Source organism: Streptomyces sp. S465 (assembly GCF_026898115.1).
Taxonomy (GTDB): domain Bacteria; phylum Actinomycetota; class Actinomycetes; order Streptomycetales; family Streptomycetaceae; genus Streptomyces; species Streptomyces luomodiensis.
In genome coordinates this window covers 6,623,569-6,638,984 of record NZ_CP114036.1, presented here as the reverse complement: position 1 = coordinate 6,638,984, position 15,416 = coordinate 6,623,569, and the positions used below count along the sequence as shown (strand labels likewise).

Annotated in this window: 14 protein-coding genes; 5 read left to right on the top strand and 9 right to left on the bottom strand. The window is 70.8% G+C overall.

Going from position 1 to position 15,416, the window contains the following annotated elements:
- The first annotated feature begins 2 nt into the window (after window positions 1-2).
- The 3 genes from N6H00_RS28135 to N6H00_RS28125 all read left to right on the top strand — a co-directional run bounded on the left by N6H00_RS28135 (window position 3) and on the right by N6H00_RS28125 (window position 1,717).
- Window positions 3-416 (top strand): roadblock/LC7 domain-containing protein, encoded by a 414-nt coding sequence (locus N6H00_RS28135; protein ID WP_020868201.1) that lies wholly within the window; start codon window positions 3-5, stop codon window positions 414-416.
- A gap of 82 nt (window positions 417-498) precedes the next feature.
- Window positions 499-1,158 (top strand): DUF742 domain-containing protein, encoded by a 660-nt coding sequence (locus N6H00_RS28130; RefSeq protein ID WP_268974615.1) that lies wholly within the window; start codon window positions 499-501, stop codon window positions 1,156-1,158.
- A complete protein-coding gene (locus N6H00_RS28125; protein ID WP_076970722.1) occupies window positions 1,139-1,717 on the top strand; it encodes a GTP-binding protein in 579 nt (192 codons plus the stop codon). Before N6H00_RS28130 ends, N6H00_RS28125 begins: the two co-directional genes overlap by 20 nt.
- Window positions 1,718-1,848: 131 nt before the next feature.
- Here the strand turns inward: N6H00_RS28125 and N6H00_RS28120 are convergent, their stop codons facing one another.
- The 5 genes from N6H00_RS28120 to N6H00_RS28100 form a co-directional block, all read right to left on the bottom strand.
- Window positions 1,849-2,082, bottom strand: a complete 234-nt coding sequence (locus N6H00_RS28120; protein WP_268974614.1) for an acyl-CoA carboxylase subunit epsilon — start codon at window positions 2,080-2,082, stop codon at window positions 1,849-1,851.
- A gap of 55 nt (window positions 2,083-2,137) precedes the next feature.
- Complete coding sequence (locus N6H00_RS28115) at window positions 2,138-3,721, bottom strand: acyl-CoA carboxylase subunit beta (protein WP_268974613.1); 1,584 nt, start codon at window positions 3,719-3,721, stop codon at window positions 2,138-2,140.
- A 308-nt stretch (window positions 3,722-4,029) separates the two neighbouring features.
- Window positions 4,030-5,628 (bottom strand): citramalate synthase, encoded by a 1,599-nt coding sequence (cimA, locus tag N6H00_RS28110; RefSeq protein ID WP_268974612.1) that lies wholly within the window; start codon window positions 5,626-5,628, stop codon window positions 4,030-4,032.
- 325 nt (window positions 5,629-5,953) lie between these two features.
- The gene (locus N6H00_RS28105; RefSeq protein WP_268974611.1) at window positions 5,954-7,039 is read right to left on the bottom strand and encodes a branched-chain amino acid aminotransferase; all 1,086 of its coding nucleotides are present in this window, start codon (window positions 7,037-7,039) and stop codon (window positions 5,954-5,956) included.
- 201 nt (window positions 7,040-7,240) lie between these two features.
- Entirely contained in the window at window positions 7,241-8,284 is a 1,044-nt protein-coding gene (locus N6H00_RS28100) for a 3-isopropylmalate dehydrogenase (RefSeq protein WP_268974610.1), read from the bottom strand.
- A gap of 166 nt (window positions 8,285-8,450) precedes the next feature.
- Here N6H00_RS28100 and N6H00_RS28095 point away from each other — a divergent pair, with 166 nt between their 5' ends.
- Window positions 8,451-10,034: a purple acid phosphatase family protein gene (locus tag N6H00_RS28095; protein ID WP_268974609.1), complete on the top strand. Its 1,584-nt coding sequence runs from the start codon at window positions 8,451-8,453 to the stop codon at window positions 10,032-10,034.
- 13 nt (window positions 10,035-10,047) lie between these two features.
- Here N6H00_RS28095 and N6H00_RS28090 read toward each other — a convergent pair whose 3' ends face one another.
- The 3 genes from N6H00_RS28090 to N6H00_RS28080 form a co-directional block, all read right to left on the bottom strand.
- Window positions 10,048-10,170: a hypothetical protein gene (locus N6H00_RS28090; protein WP_268974608.1), complete on the bottom strand. Its 123-nt coding sequence runs from the start codon at window positions 10,168-10,170 to the stop codon at window positions 10,048-10,050.
- 533 nt (window positions 10,171-10,703) lie between these two features.
- On the bottom strand, window positions 10,704-12,335 hold the full coding sequence (pruA, locus tag N6H00_RS28085) for an L-glutamate gamma-semialdehyde dehydrogenase (RefSeq protein ID WP_268974607.1): 1,632 nt from the start codon (window positions 12,333-12,335) through the stop codon (window positions 10,704-10,706).
- Window positions 12,336-12,424: 89 nt separating this feature from the next.
- Entirely contained in the window at window positions 12,425-13,351 is a 927-nt protein-coding gene (locus N6H00_RS28080; protein ID WP_268974606.1) for a proline dehydrogenase family protein, read from the bottom strand.
- A 164-nt stretch (window positions 13,352-13,515) separates the two neighbouring features.
- Here N6H00_RS28080 and N6H00_RS28075 point away from each other — a divergent pair, with 164 nt between their 5' ends.
- Window positions 13,516-14,763, top strand: coding sequence for a PucR family transcriptional regulator (locus N6H00_RS28075; RefSeq protein WP_268974605.1), 1,248 nt, complete (start codon window positions 13,516-13,518; stop codon window positions 14,761-14,763).
- 31 nt (window positions 14,764-14,794) lie between these two features.
- Here the strand turns inward: N6H00_RS28075 and N6H00_RS28070 are convergent, their stop codons facing one another.
- Window positions 14,795-15,409, bottom strand: a complete 615-nt coding sequence (locus N6H00_RS28070) for a TetR/AcrR family transcriptional regulator (protein WP_268974604.1) — start codon at window positions 15,407-15,409, stop codon at window positions 14,795-14,797.
- Between the last annotated feature and the right edge of the window lie 7 nt (window positions 15,410-15,416).

The following is a 15,416-nucleotide window of genomic DNA, read 5'->3' as shown; positions in this document are numbered from 1 at the left end:
CGATGAGCCAGGCGGCGCAGAACCTGAACTGGTTGATCACCAACTTCGTGGACAACACCCCCGGGGTGTCCCACACCGTGGTGGTCTCCGCCGACGGACTCCTTCTGGCGATGTCCGAAGGCTTCCCCCGTGACCGAGCCGATCAACTGGCGGCGGTGGCCTCCGGCCTGACCTCGCTCACCTCCGGAGCCTCCCGCATCTTCGAAGGCGGCGTGGTCAACCAGACCGTCGTCGAAATGGAACGAGGCTTCCTCTTCATCATGTCCATCTCCGACGGATCCTCCCTCGCCGTACTCGCCCACCCGGAGTGCGACATCGGCCTCGTCGGCTACGAGATGGCCCTGCTGGTCGATCGCGCCGGCAACGTTCTCACCCCGGATCTGCGCGCGGAATTGCAGGGGAGTCTTCTCAACTAGCAAACATGGAGTGCGTTTCGCGCCACCGCGCCATAGGGTGCGGTGGCGCGACCGGCAAGACAGGCGAGTTGGAGGAGGACACGTGGCAACGCCCCCTAGTGGATATCCGTACGCCCACGGGCAGCCGTCCGAGCCGCGCGGAGAAACCCCACCGAAGCGCTACAACTTCCCCTCCGCGCCCAGCCGCCAGGCCCGCTCCCAGCAGCAGCCGGAGCCGCCGCAGCAGCCCCGGCCCCCGCGGCGGCAGCCGCAGCAGCCGCAGCAACAGCCGTACACGCCCTCCTACGCGCCTCCCGGGCCGTCGGAGGGGTCTTGGTACGACGCGCCGCCCGCGCCGCGTATCCAGCCCGTACAGCCACCTGAGCGCCTCGTCCCGGAACCTTCCCCCGCGGGCGGCGCGCATAACCCTCTGGTGCGCCCGTACGCCATGACAGGGGGCCGGACCCGGCCCCGGTACCAGCTCGCCATCGAGGCACTGGTGCACACCACGGCCGATCCCGCCCAGCTCCAGGGCCAACTGCCCGAGCACCAGCGGATCTGCCAACTGTGCCGCGAGATCAAGTCGGTCGCCGAGATCTCCGCACTGCTCACCATTCCCCTCGGCGTAGCCCGCATCCTCGTAGCCGACCTGGCCGAGGCGGGGCTCGTCGCCATTCATCAGCCCGGCGGCGACGAGTCCGCCGGCGGTCAGCCTGACGTGACACTGCTCGAAAGGGTGCTCAGTGGACTTCGCAAGCTCTAGCGGTGCAGCCCGCTCCACCACCTCCGCGAAAATCGTGGTGGCGGGCGGCTTCGGCGTGGGCAAGACCACGTTCGTCGGCGCGGTCTCGGAGATCAACCCGCTGCGCACCGAAGCCGTGATGACCTCCGCCTCGGCGGGGATCGACGATCTCACCCACGCGCCGGACAAGACCACCACCACGGTGGCGATGGACTTCGGCCGCATCACGCTGGACCAGGACCTGATCCTGTACCTGTTCGGTACGCCCGGTCAGGACCGCTTCTGGTTCATGTGGGACGACCTGGTCCGCGGTGCCATCGGCGCCGTCGTGCTGGTCGACACCCGCCGCCTCGCCGACTGCTTCCCCGCGGTCGACTACTTCGAGAACTCCGGACTGCCCTTCGTCATCGCCCTCAACGGCTTCGACGGACACCAGCCCTACAGCCCCGAAGAGGTCCGCGAGGCCCTCCAGATCGGCCCCGACGCGCCGATCATCACCACCGACGCCCGCCACCGCAGCGAGGCCAAGAGCGCGCTCATCACCCTCGTCGAGCATGCGCTGATGGCCCGGCTGCGGTAGCCGGGACCGGCCGAGGAAGCCAGAAATCCCCTGCTCTCCGAGGAGAACAGGGGATTTGTGCTGTCGCCGGACGCTCCGGAGGGGTCCGGTGCGCCGCCGGGCGGTGTGCGGCCGTCCGGAGGCGGCGCCGGTCAGCCCTGCCAGCTGTGCGGCGCGCTGAACGCCGGACGGCGCTCCAGACGGCGCCAGCGCGCGGCGCTGCGGCTCGGGCGGGCGGAGCCGGTGGTGCGGTGGGTGCCGGCGGCCGCGCGGGCGAGCAGCACCGCGGTGACCGCGGCGAGTTCCTCGGCGTCGGCGTGGCCCTTCTCGACCCGGACCAGGGTGGCCGCGGCGCCGGGATCGGCGATATCGGTGGGTGTGCTCATGGTTGTCTCTTCTCCCTTGTCGCGCGGGTCGCGCGCGAGGTCACGAACACCAGGACTACTGCGGCGGGTTGCCGTGCTTACGGGACGGCAGGTCGGCGTGCTTGTCACGCAGCATCGCCAGGGACCGGATCAGGACCTCACGGGTTTCGGCCGGGTCGATGACGTCGTCGACCAGCCCCCGCTCGGCCGCGTAGTAGGGGTGCATCAGCTCGGACTTGTACTCCTTGACCATGCGGGCGCGCATGGCCTCGGGGTCGTCGGCGCCGGCGATCTGGCGACGGAAGATCACGTTGGCCGCGCCCTCGGCGCCCATCACCGCGATCTCGTTGGTCGGCCAGGCGTAGGTCAGGTCGGCGCCGATGGACTGGGAGTCCATGACGATGTACGCACCGCCGTACGCCTTGCGCAGGATGACGGAGATCCGCGGCACGGTGGCGTTGCAGTACGCGTACAGCATCTTGGCGCCGTGCCGGATGATGCCGCCGTGCTCCTGGTCCACACCGGGCAGGAAGCCGGGCACGTCGAGGAAGGTGACGAGCGGGATGTTGAAGGCGTCGCACATCTGGATGAAGCGCGCGGACTTCTCCGACGCCTCGATGTCCAGCACCCCGGCCAGCGACTGGGGCTGGTTGGCGATGATGCCGACCACCTGGCCGTCGAGCCGGGTGAGGGCGCAGATGATGTTGGTCGCCCAGCGCTCGTGGACCTCGAGGTACTCGCCGTCGTCGACGATCTCCTCGATGACCTTCCGCATGTCGTACGGGCGGTTGCCGTCGGCCGGGACGAGGTCCAGCAGCGCGTCGCCGCGCCGGGAGACCGGGTCGTCGGACTCGACGGCCGGCGGGTTCTCCCGGTTGTTCTGCGGCAGCAGCGACAGGAGGTAGCGCACCTCCTCCAGGCAGGTCTCCTCGTCGTCGTAGGCGAAGTGGCACACGCCCGAGGTCTCGGCGTGCACATCCGCGCCGCCCAGTCCGTTCTGGGTGACCTTCTCGCCCGTCACCGCCTGGACCACATCGGGTCCGGTGATGAACATCTGAGAGGTCTCCCGGACCATGAAGACGAAGTCCGTCAGCGCCGGGGAGTACGCCGCCCCGCCCGCGCACGGGCCGAGCATCACGCTGATCTGGGGGATGACCCCGGACGCCTTGGTGTTCCGCTGGAAGATGCCGCCGTATCCGGCGAGCGCCGAGACGCCCTCCTGGATACGGGCACCGGCGCCGTCGTTGAGGGACACCAGCGGCGCCCCGGCCGAGATGGCCATGTCCATGATCTTGTGGATCTTGGTGGCGTGGGCCTCCCCCAGCGCCCCGCCGAAGATCCTGAAATCGTGTGCGTAGACGAACACCGTCCGTCCGTGGACGGTCCCCCAGCCGGTGACGACGCCGTCGGTGTAAGGCTTCTTCGCCTCCAGGCCGAACCCGGTCGCGCGATGCCGCCGCAGCGGCTCCACTTCGTTGAAGGACCCCTCGTCAAGCAGCAGATCGATCCGCTCGCGAGCCGTCAGCTTCCCCTTGGCCTTCTGCGCCTCGGTCGCCCGCTCGCTCGGGCCGCGCCGAGCCTGCTCGCGAATCGCGTGCAGCTCGGCGACGCGCCCGCGAACGTCACTCGCCTCAGCAGGCGCACCTTCGAGATTGGTCATGGAACGACGGTACGTTCCCGGGCCCCCGGAAACGCATGTCAATTCCCTACAACGTCAAGGGCGTTTTGGTGGGCAAGCAGAACAGAACTGGACAGCGCCTTTCTCACTACCTGGTGTCCTCAAGGGCAATCGGCCCTGTCGGCACCCCACAAACTCCCTCGTGGCGACCGTGCACCGGACAGGCTCGACCACCCGGATGGGCGGCGGCCGCCGGAGCGGTGGTGCGGCCGGACCGGGCGGCGGACCGCATCGGTCCGCGCCCCGCACCTTACTCCGGCGGCCGCCGGCCCCGCGGCACGCGCCCGGGGTCACTCCTGCGGGTCCACCCCGGCCCGCAGCAGTCCGTAGGCGTAGGCGTCGTCCAGCGCCTGCCAGGACGCGGCGATCACGTTCTCCCCGACACCGACCGTCGACCACTCCCCCTGGCCGTCCGCGGTGGAGACCAGCACCCGGGTCGTGGACTCGGTGCCGTGCTTGCCCTCCAGGATGCGGACCTTGTAGTCCACCAGCTCCATCGTGGCCAGCTGCGGGTAGATCCGCTCCAGCGCGACCCGCAGCGCCCGGTCCAGGGCGTTGACCGGACCGTTGCCCTCCGCGGTGGCCACGATGCGCTCGCCCTTGGCCCAGAGCTTCACGGTGGCCTCGTTGGCGTGGGTGCCGTCCGGGCGGTCCTCGACGATCGCCCGCCAGGACTCGACACGGAAGTAGCGGCGGGCCCGCCCGTCGACCTCCCGGCGCAGCAGCAGCTCGAAGGAGGCGTCGGCGGCCTCGTAGGTGTAGCCCGCGAGCTCCCGCTCCTTGACCCGCTCGACGATCCGGCCGACCAGGGCCCGGTCGCCGCCGAGGTCGACACCCAGCTCCTTGCCCTTGAGCTCGATCGACGCCCGGCCGGCCATGTCGGAGACGAGCATCCGCATGGTGTTGCCGACCCGCTCGGGGTCGATGTGCTGGTACAGATCCGGGTCGACCTTGATCGCGGAGGCGTGCAGCCCGGCCTTGTGGGCGAAGGCGGAGACCCCCACGTAGGGCTGGTGCGTGGAGGGCGTCAGATTGACGACCTCGGCGATCGCATGCGAGATCCGGGTCATCTCCGCCAGCGCGCCCTCCGGCAGGACCCGGCGGCCGTACTTGAGCTCGAGGGCCGCGACGACCGGGAAGAGATTGGCGTTGCCCACGCGCTCGCCGTAGCCGTTGGCCGTGCACTGGACGTGGGTGGCGCCCGCGTCCACGGCGGCGAGGCTGTTGGCGACGGCGCAGCCGGTGTCGTCCTGGGCGTGGATGCCCAGCCGGGCGCCGGTGTCGGCCAGGACAGTGCGGACCACCGCGTCGATCTGGGCGGGGAGCATGCCGCCGTTGGTGTCACAGAGGATCACCACGTCGGCGCCCGCCTCGTGGGCGGCGGAGACGACCTGCTTGGCGTAGCCGGGGTTGGCGCGGTAGCCGTCGAAGAAGTGCTCGCAGTCGAGGAACACCCGGCGGCCCTGGGACCGCAGGTAGGCGACGGTCTCGCGGACCATCGCGAGGTTCTCCTCGAGCGTGGTGCGCAGGGCCAGCTCCACATGGCGGTCGTGCGACTTCGCCACCAGGGTGATCACCTCGGCCCCGGACTCCAGCAGCGCCTTGACCTGGGGGTCGTCCTCGGCGCGTACGCCCGCCTTACGGGTGGCACCGAACGCGACGAGCTGGGCGTGCTTGAAGTCGATCTCGGCGCGCGCCCGTGCGAAGAACTCCGTGTCGCGCGGGTTGGCACCGGGCCAGCCGCCCTCGATGAAGCCCACACCGAAGTCGTCCAGGTGCCGGGCGATGGCCAGCTTGTCGGCGACCGTCAGGTTGATGCCCTCGCGCTGCGCTCCGTCGCGCAGCGTGGTGTCGAAGACGTGGAAACTGTCGTCGGGCAGATCCTTCATGGTGGTCTGGCACTCCTGTCGGATAAATCTCGGTCTAACCGGAATAACCGGCTCCGCGCCCTCCTATGATCCCTCACGCTTCGCGTCCGGCGGGATGGTCCGGAAAACGAAAAGACCCCTCGCGGGTGCGAGAGGTCTGCGCGCGGGTCTGGGGCACGGTGGCCGCGCCGTACCGGGTCGTACGGGGCGGTCACTGCGGACCGGCGCGCCTGCTGCCAATAATCATGGCGAACGAGAGCACGGAGGCAGTGTCGCATATTCCGCCCCCGCGCTCGCGCCCGTCTCAGGATGCGAACCCCCGGCGTCAACGAGGTGATGCCCGCGATCAGCCGAGGGGGTGCATCCAGCCATGGGTGTCCGGAGCGGCGCCGGTCTGGATGTCCAGCAGCGCCTTGCGCAGCCGCAGCGTCACCTCGCCCGGCTCACCGTCGGCCACCGTCCAGTTCGCCCGCGCGGACTTGACCGAGCCGACCGGGGTGATCACGGCCGCCGTACCGCAGGCGAAGACCTCGGTGAGGGTCCCGTCGGCGTTGCCCTGGCGCCAGTCGTCCACCGAGATCCGGCCCTCGGCGACCTCGTACCCGAGGTCGGCGGCGATCCGCAGCAGGGAGGCACGGGTGATCCCCGGCAGCAGCGAACCGGACAGCTCGGGAGTCACGATGCGGTTCCCGTACACGAAGTACAGGTTCATCCCGCCCATCTCCTCGATCCAGCGGCGCTCGATCGCGTCCAGCCAGACCACCTGGTCACAGCCCTGCTCGGCGGCCTGCGCCTGGGCGACGAGGGAGGCCGCGTAGTTGCCGCCCGCCTTGGCCGCGCCGGTGCCGCCGGGCGCGGCCCGGACGTACTCCTCGGAGAGCCAGACCGAGACCGGCTGCACGCCGCCGGTGAAGTAGGCGCCGGCCGGGGAGGCGATCACCACGAAGAGGTATTCGTTCGAGGGCCGGACGCCCAGCCCGACCTCGGTGGCGAACATGAAGGGCCGCAGGTAGAGGGACTGCTCCCCATGGCCCGGCACCCACGCCTTGTCCTGGGTGACCAGCGCGTCGCACGCCTCGATGAAGGTCTTCACGGGCAGCTCGGGCATGGCCAGACGGCGCGCGGACGCCTGGAACCGCTCGGCGTTCTGCTCGGGGCGGAACGTCGCCACGGTGCCGTCGGGCTGGCGGTACGCCTTGAGTCCCTCGAAGATGGTCTGGGCGTAGTGCAGCGTCATGTTCGCCGGATCGAGCGACAGCGGGGCGTACGGCACGAGCTGGGCCTCGTGCCAGCCGCGGCCCTCCGTCCACTTGATGGTCACCATGTGGTCGGTGAAGTGGCGGCCGAATCCGGGGTTGGCCAGGATCTTCTCCCGCTCGGCGGCGGGCAGCGGGTGGGAGGAGGGCTTGAGCTCGATCGTGGGCGTCGTCATGGCAGGTAGTCCTTCACCTTCGGTTGTGGCGGACCGCGCTCATCCCATCCTGACCATGATCGGTACTAGGACGTCCAAGCTTCCCTTCGCGCAACGGCCCCACCGGGGATTATCTCCTAGGTGGGGCCGGGGAAGGATGCGTGCGATACGCGCGGCCCAGGTCGATGGTCGCACCCAGCCGCGCGCTGGCACAGGCTGGGGTCAGCCGGATACTCGGGCGGCGAGCGCGTCGCCGATCTCGTCGGTGGTGCGCGGCGCGGCCGCGTCCCGCTCGGCGAGGTCCTCGGCGACGGCGGTCTCGATACGGGCCGCCTCGTCCCGGTAGCCGAGGTGCGACAGAAGCAGGGCCACCGACAGGACGGTCGCCGTCGGGTCGGCCTTGCCGGTGCCCGCGATGTCCGGCGCGGAGCCGTGGACCGGCTCGAACATCGACGGGAAGGCGCCGGAGGGGTTGATGTTGCCGCTCGCGGCGAGCCCGATACCGCCGGTGACCGCGGCGGCGAGGTCGGTGAGGATGTCACCGAAGAGATTGTCGGTGACGATCACGTCGAACCGCTCCGGCTGGGTGACGAAGAAGATCGTCGCGGCGTCGACGTGCAGATAGTCGGTGGTGACCTCGGGGTACTCCTGGCCGACCCGGTCGAAGACGTTCTTCCACAGGTGGCCGGCGTGCACCAGGACGTTGTTCTTGTGCACGAGGGTCAGCTTCTTGCGCGGACGGGCGTTGGCACGCTCGTAGGCGTCCCGGACCACGCGCTCGACACCGTAGGCGGTGTTGACGCTGACCTCGTTGGCGATCTCGGCCGGGGTGCCGGTGCGCAGCGAGCCGCCGTTGCCCACGTACGGGCCCTCGGTGCCCTCGCGGACGACCACGAAGTCGATGTCGGGGCGGCCGGCCAGCGGGGACGGGGTGTTCGGGAAGAGCTTCGACGGACGCAGGTTGACGTAGTGGTCGAAGGCGAAGCGCAGCTTGAGCAGCAGCCCGCGCTCGAGCACGCCCGAGGGCACCGACGGGTCGCCGATGGCGCCGAGCAGGATCGCGTCGTGGTGCTTCAGCGACTCCAGGTCCGCGTCCGGCAGGGTCTCGCCGGTGGCGTGCCAGCGCCGGGCGCCGAGGTCGTAACTCTGGGTCTCCAGCTTCACGTCCTGCGGAAGGGCGGCGGACAGGACCTTCAGACCCTGGGCCACGACTTCCTGGCCGATACCGTCACCGGGGATCACTGCGAGGCGAATGCTGCGAGACATACCCGGACCCTACCGCTCGTCCCATGGATTGACATAGAGCGTCCGCCATTCGGACACACCGGTGTGCCGGACTCCGCGTCGGACTCCGCACCGGACTCCGCATTGGAAAGCCCCCGTTCACCCCGTGTACGGAGCGGCGTCGACCGGGCGGGGGACATTCCGGTTCATGGACACACCACGGTTCGGCGTACCCGAGCGGCTCGCCCAGCGGATGACCATGGCGGAGCAGCATGAGTATCTGCGGGCCCGGCTCACCCGCCGCCGGGTGCTGCGCGGCGCCGCCGCCACGGCCGGGACGGCGGCGGGCGCCGGGCTGCTGGGCGGAGCGGCGCGCGCCGCCGGTCAGGGGCCGGCTCCGGCGGTGAGTCCGCGGCCGGGGTCGGCCACGGTGGACGGGGCGCTGGTCGCCCCGTTCGGCCGTCATCTGGCCTTCGGCGAAGATCCGCGCACGCAGATGCGGATCTCCTGGCAGGTGCCGTTCGCCGTACGCAAGCCGTATGTGCGGATCGGCACGAGCCCGCTGGAGCTCACCCGTAAGGTCGAGGCCGAGGTCCGCCATCTGCACACCCCGTCATTGGGCGACCGGCTGCCCGCCGTGGAGCAGTTCTATCTGCACGCCGCGGTGGACGGCCTGCGCCCCGGGGTCACCTACTACTACGGCGTCGGTCACGCGGACCGCGACCCGGCCGAGCCGCGCCACTTCGCGTCCGTGGGCACCTTCCGCACCGCGCCGGACCGACCCGGCAGGTTCGTCTTCACCGCCTTCGGCGACCAGGGGGTGAGCTATGACGCGCTCGCCAACGACCAGCTGATCCTCGGCCAGAACCCGTCGTTCCATCTGCACGCCGGGGACCTGTGCTACGCCGACACCACCGGCCACGGGAAGAAGTCCGACCTCTATGACGCGCGGGTGTGGGACTCCTTCCTCGCCCAGACGGACTCGGTCGCGGCGAGCGTGCCGTGGATGGTGACCACCGGCAACCACGACATGGAGGCGTGGTACTCCCCCGACGGCTACGGCGGCCAGCTGGCCCGCTGGTCCCTGCCGGACAACGGCCCGGACCCGCGCAAGGCACCCGGTGTCTACGCGTTCGTCTACGGCAACGTGGGCGTGGTCGCCCTGGACGCCAATGACGTGTCGTACGAGATCACCGCCAACACGGGGTACACGGACGGGGCGCAGACCCGCTGGCTGGACCGGCGCCTGGAACAGCTGCGCGAGCGGCCCGACATCGACTTCCTGGTGGTCTTCTTCCACCACTGCGCCTACTCCACCACCAGCGCCCACGCCTCGGACGGCGGGGTGCGCGACGCCTGGGTGCCGCTGTTCGACAAGCACCAGGTGGACCTGGTCATCAACGGCCACAACCACGTCTACGAGCGGACCGACGCCATCCGGGGCGGCAAGGTGGCGCGCCGGGTCCCCGTGGAGGGAAGCGCCGACGCGGTGCACGACGGGATCGTCTATGTGACGGCGGGCGGAGCGGGAGCGCGCCTGTACGAGTTCCCGGTGCCCGACAGCTACGAGGGGCACATCGAGGACCTCGACGAGGTGAAGACCTACCACTGGACGAAGGACGGGGAGAAGAGCCAGGACACCGCGGACTGGTCCCGGGTCCGCTACACCGGCTTCTCCTTCCTCGCCGTGGAGGTGGAGGCGGGTTCCCGTCCGAGGCTGACCGTGACGGCCCTGGCGGAGTCGGGCGAGCGGGTGGACCGCTTCGAGGTCACCCGGCCCCCTCGTCAGTGACCGGTGGCGCCCGTCAGTGACCGGTGGCGCCGCCGTTGTCCCGGCGGTCGAGGGCGCGCTGGAGCGCGGCGGCGGCCTTCTTGCGGTCGGTGTCGTCGGTCTTGCGGCGGCGCCTGCGGACAGTCGTCTCGGCCATGATCACGTCTCCTCTGCTGAACCCCGGCGGACCGGGAGGAAGGAAAGTTCCCCGAGAAGGTGGCTGCCGGAAGGGGCGGGGGCCTGGGTGCGGCAGGGGTCGCCTGCGCCGGTGCACCGGCCGCGGCCGCCATCGCTGGATGCAGCGAGACGTTCGGCTTCCACAAAAGTAAGGCAGCGGGACGTCAGTGTCTGCACAATTAGTGGGACGTCCTACTATCTGAGACGCGAACAGCGCGATACCGGCCACTGACTCAGGGTGATCAAGCAGTCGGCGTTCCACCGGCGGCCGAGGCCGACCCCCGTCCGACCTCGACCACGGCGGCCGATCACAGATCGCCGCGGGCGACCCGATTCCTGGTTACCCACGTAAACTGCGGTAAATAGTGCCTACTTGACCGCTTGACGCTAGCACCGCCGCGCGCCGGACGTCCACAGATTCGCCCCTACGCGCCCCCCTTCCGCACAGCGCTCCGCCCCCGGACCGCGCCGAAGCGGTCCGGGGGCGGAGCACCGGGGGCGCGGGGCGCGGGGTCAGCCCATGTGCGGGTAGCGGTAGTCGGTCGGCGGGACCAGGGTCTCCTTGATGGAGCGGGTGGAGGTCCAGCGCATCAGGTTCTGCTTGGCGCCCGCCTTGTCGTTGGTGCCGGACGCGCGGCCGCCGCCGAAGGGCTGCTGGCCGACGACGGCGCCGGTCGGCTTGTCGTTGATGTAGAAGTTGCCGGCCGCGAAGCGCAGCGCCTCGCAGGTGGCGGCGGCCGCGGCGCGGTCCTGGGCGATGACGGCGCCGGTCAGCCCGTACGGGGCGGCCGACTCCATCTGCGTGAGCATCGCGTCGTACTCGTCGTCCTCGTAGACGAACACCCCGAGGATCGGGCCGAAGTACTCGTCCCTGAAGATCTCGTTCTCCGGGTCGGTGGAGACCAGCACGGTCGGGCGGACGAACCAGCCCTCGCTGTCGTCGTAGGTGCCGCCCGCGACGACCTCGATCGTCGGATCGGACTTCGCCCGGTCGATCGCCGCCTTGTTCTTGGCGAAGGCGCGCTCGTCGATGACCGCGCCCATGAAGTTGCCGAGGTCGGTCACATCGCCCATGGTCAGCCCGTTGACCTCGGTGGCGAACTCCTCCTTGAGGCCGTTCTCCCACAGGGAGCGCGGCACATAGGCGCGGGAGGCCGCGGAACACTTCTGGCCCTGGAACTCGAACGCGCCGCGGGTCATCGCCGTCTTCAGCACCGCCGGGTCGGCGGACGGGTGGGCGACGATGAAGTCCTTGCCGCCGGTCTCGCCGACCAGGCGCGGGTAGGTCTTGTAGTTCTCGATGTTGTTGCCGACCGTCTTCCACAGGTACTGGAAGGTCTTGGTCGAACCGGTGAAGTGGATGCCCGCGAGGTCCGGGTGGGCCAGCGCCACCTCGGAGACGTCCTTGCCGTCGCCGGTGACCAGGTTGATCACGCCCTTGGGCAGCCCGGCCTCCTCCAGCAGCTCCATCAGCAGCACGGCCGCGTGGGTCTGGGTCGGGGACGGCTTCCAGATCACCACATTGCCCATCAGGGCCGGGGCGGTCGGGAGGTTGCCCGCGATGGCGGAGAAGTTGAAGGGGGTGATCGCGTAGACGAACCCCTCCAGCGGCCGGTGGTCGGTGCGGTTCCAGACCCCGGGCGAGTTGGTCACCGGCTGCTCGGCCAGGATCTGGCGGGCGTAGTGGACGTTGAACCGCCAGAAGTCGATCAGCTCGCAGGGGGTGTCGATCTCGGCCTGCTGCGCGGTCTTCGACTGCCCCAGCATGGTGGACGCGGCGAGCGTCTCCCGCCACGGGCCGGAGAGCAGATCGGCGGCCTTCAGGATGACCGCGGCACGGTCGTCGAAACTCAGCGCGCGCCACGCCGGGGCCGCGGCCAGGGCGGCGTCGATCGCGTCCTGCGCGTCCTGGCGGGTGGCGTTGGCGTAGGTGCCCAGACGGGCGGAGTGGCGGTGCGGCTGGACGACGTCGAAGCGCGTCCCGCCGCCCATCCGCTTCTCCCCGCCGATGGTCATCGGCAGGTCGATGGGGTTCTCGCCGAGCTCCTTGAGCTTGGTCTCGAGGCGGGCGCGCTCCGGGGTGCCGGGGGCGTAGGTGTGCACCGGCTCGTTCACCGGCACGGGGACCTGGGTGACGGCGTCCATGGTGGCCGTTGTCTCCTTCGATCGTCGTTACGAGGTCTGCGATGCCGAGGGGTCTTCGGGGCGCCTCGGGGGTCGGGGGCGGCCCGGGGTCAGCGACGGCCGACCAGCGAGCGCAGGAAGAACGTGAGGTTGGCGGGGCGCTCGGCAAGACGGCGCATGAAGTACCCATACCAGTCTGTGCCATACGGAACATAAACCCGCATACGGTGACCTTCCGCCACCAGCCGCTCCTGCTCGGCCACGCGGATCCCGTACAGCATCTGGAATTCGTACTCATCGGGCTTGCGCCCGAGCCGGTGCGCCAGATCCTGGGCGATGGCGACCATGCGCGGATCGTGCGAGCCGATCATCGGATAGCCCTCACCGGACATCAGGATCTTCAGACAGCGCACATACGAGCGGTCCACATCGCGCTTGTCCTGGTAGGCGACGCCCGCCGGCTCGTCGTACGCGCCCTTCACCAGCCGCACCCGGGAACCCTCCCCCGCCAGCGCCCGGCAGTCGTCCTCGGTCCGGAACAGATAGGACTGGAGGACCGCGCCGGTCTGCGGGAACCGGGTGCGCAGCTCGCCGAGGACGGCGAGGGTGGAGTCCACGGTGGTGTGGTCCTCCATGTCGAGGGTGACCGTCGTGCCCGCCGCGGCGGCGGCCTCCACCACCGGGGTGACATGGGACAGCGCCAGATCGTGCCCCCCGGGCAGCGCCTGTCCGAAGGCGGAGAGCTTCACGGACATCTCCGCCCGCCCGGCGAGCCCCTCGGCGGCCAGCGCCTCGGTCAGCGCCAGATAGGCGTCCCGGCTGCGCAGCGCCTCGGCCCGGTCGGTCACGTCCTCGCCCAGATGGTCCAGGGTGACCTCCAGGCCGCGGGAGGTCAGCGACCGTACGACCGCGAGGGACTCGGCCAGCCGCTCCCCGGCGACGAAGCGGTCCACCATCGGGCGGGTGACCGGCGCGGCCGAGACGGCACGGCGGATGGCGGCACTGCGCGAAGCGGCGAGCAGTACGGGACCCAGCACGGGGCACCTCCACGATGACGGCCGACGAACGGCATCGACAACTCACCGTGAAACTTAAGGATCGCTCGGATCCCGGGCCATCGACAGCTGTCACGCATCCGTGGCCGAGATCTCAGACATCTGTATGAGAATGTGAGGGGCGAATCCGGGAAAAGGCGGGACCCATGCGCGACGACTACCAGCAGCTGGTGGACGAGATCACGACGGTGCTCCGGGCGCCCGCGACCCTGGAGAACCGCGACTTCGCGCTGATCGCCTTCGGCGCCCAGGACAGCGACGACAGTGACGACACGGAGGAGCCGGCCCTGGACCCGGTCCGCACCCGCTCGATCCTCCAGCGCCGCTCGACGGCGGCGGTGCGGGCCTGGTTCGAGGCGTTCGGCATCGCACGGGCGCAGGCGCCGCTGCGGATTCCGCCCGACCCGGCGGCCGGGGTCTTCATGGGCCGCATCTGCCTGCCCGTCCGGCACCGCGGGGTGGTACACGGCTATGTCTGGCTGCTGGACGACGGCCATCTGGCCGATCTGGAGCTGGGCGGCCCCGGCGGCGCACCGGACCCCCGGCTGGCCCGCGCGATGGAGACCGCGGCCCGCATCGGAGCGCTGCTGGCGGCCGAGGCACGGGCCGGGGAGGAACTCGGCGAGCTGCTGCGCGAGGTGCTGACCGGGCCGCCGGCCGGCCGGGACGCCGCCCGCGCCGGGCTGGGGGCCGCGCTGCGCGGGGCGGCCGACGGGCCACTGGCGCTGGTGGCGGTGGTGCCCTGGACGCCGGGGACCGGTGAGGACGCGGACCATCCCGGCCTCCCCCATCTGCCGGGCATCGTGGCCGCGTGCGTGCTGCCCGGGAGCACGGCGGCCGGGGCGGGTCTGGCGGCGCTGATCCGGCTGCGCACGGCCACCGCCCTGGACCCGGCCCGCGCGACGGCCGAGCAACTGCTGCGCTCCCCGCGGGCCACCACCGCCGGCAGCGCCCCGGACGGACCGCCCCCGAAGGCGGCCGCCGGGGTCAGCGCTCCCCGGCGCGGACTGGAGGAGCTGTCCGCCGCCTGGCAGGAGGCCCTGGCCGCCGCGCGGGCGGCGCACGCCGATGCCCGTCTGGGCCCGGTCGCGGAGTGGTCCGCCATCGGCCCGTACCGCCTGCTGGCCACCCTGCCCGCGCTGCGGCCCGACGCCGCCGTACGCCCCCTGCTGGAGCCCGCCCACGCCGAACTCGCCCGCACCGCCGAGACCTTCCTCGACTGTGCGGGCCAGGCCGGACGCACCGCCCAGCGGCTGGGCATCCACCGGCAGACGCTGTACTACCGCCTCTCCCGGGTGCGGCAGCTCACCGGGCTCGACCTCGACGCGGGCGAGGACCGGCTGCTGCTCCACATGACCCTCAAAGCCGCCCGCCTCGGGCCGCCGTGGCGCTGAGGCCCGAGGTCAGCGGCACTGAGACTCGAGGTCAGCCGGCGGGGGGCGCGGGGGCCGCGGGGGCGTCGCCGACGATCCGCCGCATCGCCTCGACCAGGTCCTGGGCGCTGGGCGTGAGGTCGGGGTCGATGGCCATCTGGACGACCATCCCGCTCACCAGCGTCATGTAGAACGCGCCCATGACCCGTGAGGTCTCCTCGTCGACCTCGCCCTCGTCGATGCCGTGGAGGAGTGCCACGAGTCCCTGGCGCCCCGCCGGCTGGACCCGGCCGAAGGCCTCGCGCAGCTCGGGGTCGTGCCGGACCTGCAAGGTGGCCTCCAACTGGGAGCGCCACACCGCCTGGTGCTTGTCGAACAGCTCGAGCACCCGGGTCCACCCGGTCTCGAACCGATCCCGCAGCCCGGCGTCCGAGCCCTCGCCGGTCGTGGCCTCCGCCTCGAGGGACCGCTGGACGTCATCGGCCCAGTCGCTCATGGTCGCGAAGAGCGCCTCCCGCATCAGGGCGTCCTTGGAGCCGTAGTGGTAGCCGATGGAGGCCAGGTTGGCGCCCGAGGCGGCCACGATGTCCCGGGCCGTCGTACGGGACCAGCCCTTCTCCTGCAAACAGCGCTTGGCACCGGCCAGCAGATCCTCTCGATGTCCCATGGCCCCA

Coding starts and splice junctions, on each gene's coding strand:
- N6H00_RS28070 (WP_268974604.1), bottom strand. CDS start 15,409: ATGGGACATCGAGAGGATCTGCTGGCCGGTGCCAAGCGCTGTTTGCAG.
- N6H00_RS28100 (WP_268974610.1), bottom strand. CDS start 8,284: ATGTCTCGCAGCATTCGCCTCGCAGTGATCCCCGGTGACGGTATCGGC.
- N6H00_RS28090 (WP_268974608.1), bottom strand. CDS start 10,170: ATGGCCGAGACGACTGTCCGCAGGCGCCGCCGCAAGACCGACGACACC.
- N6H00_RS28120 (WP_268974614.1), bottom strand. CDS start 2,082: ATGAGCACACCCACCGATATCGCCGATCCCGGCGCCGCGGCCACCCTG.
- pruA (WP_268974607.1), bottom strand. CDS start 12,335: ATGGACGCCGTCACCCAGGTCCCCGTGCCGGTGAACGAGCCGGTGCAC.
- N6H00_RS28095 (WP_268974609.1), top strand. CDS start 8,451: ATGGACACACCACGGTTCGGCGTACCCGAGCGGCTCGCCCAGCGGATG.
- N6H00_RS28105 (WP_268974611.1), bottom strand. CDS start 7,039: ATGACGACGCCCACGATCGAGCTCAAGCCCTCCTCCCACCCGCTGCCC.
- N6H00_RS28115 (WP_268974613.1), bottom strand. CDS start 3,721: ATGACCAATCTCGAAGGTGCGCCTGCTGAGGCGAGTGACGTTCGCGGG.
- N6H00_RS28135 (WP_020868201.1), top strand. CDS start 3: ATGAGCCAGGCGGCGCAGAACCTGAACTGGTTGATCACCAACTTCGTG.
- N6H00_RS28075 (WP_268974605.1), top strand. CDS start 13,516: ATGCGCGACGACTACCAGCAGCTGGTGGACGAGATCACGACGGTGCTC.
- cimA (WP_268974612.1), bottom strand. CDS start 5,628: ATGAAGGATCTGCCCGACGACAGTTTCCACGTCTTCGACACCACGCTG.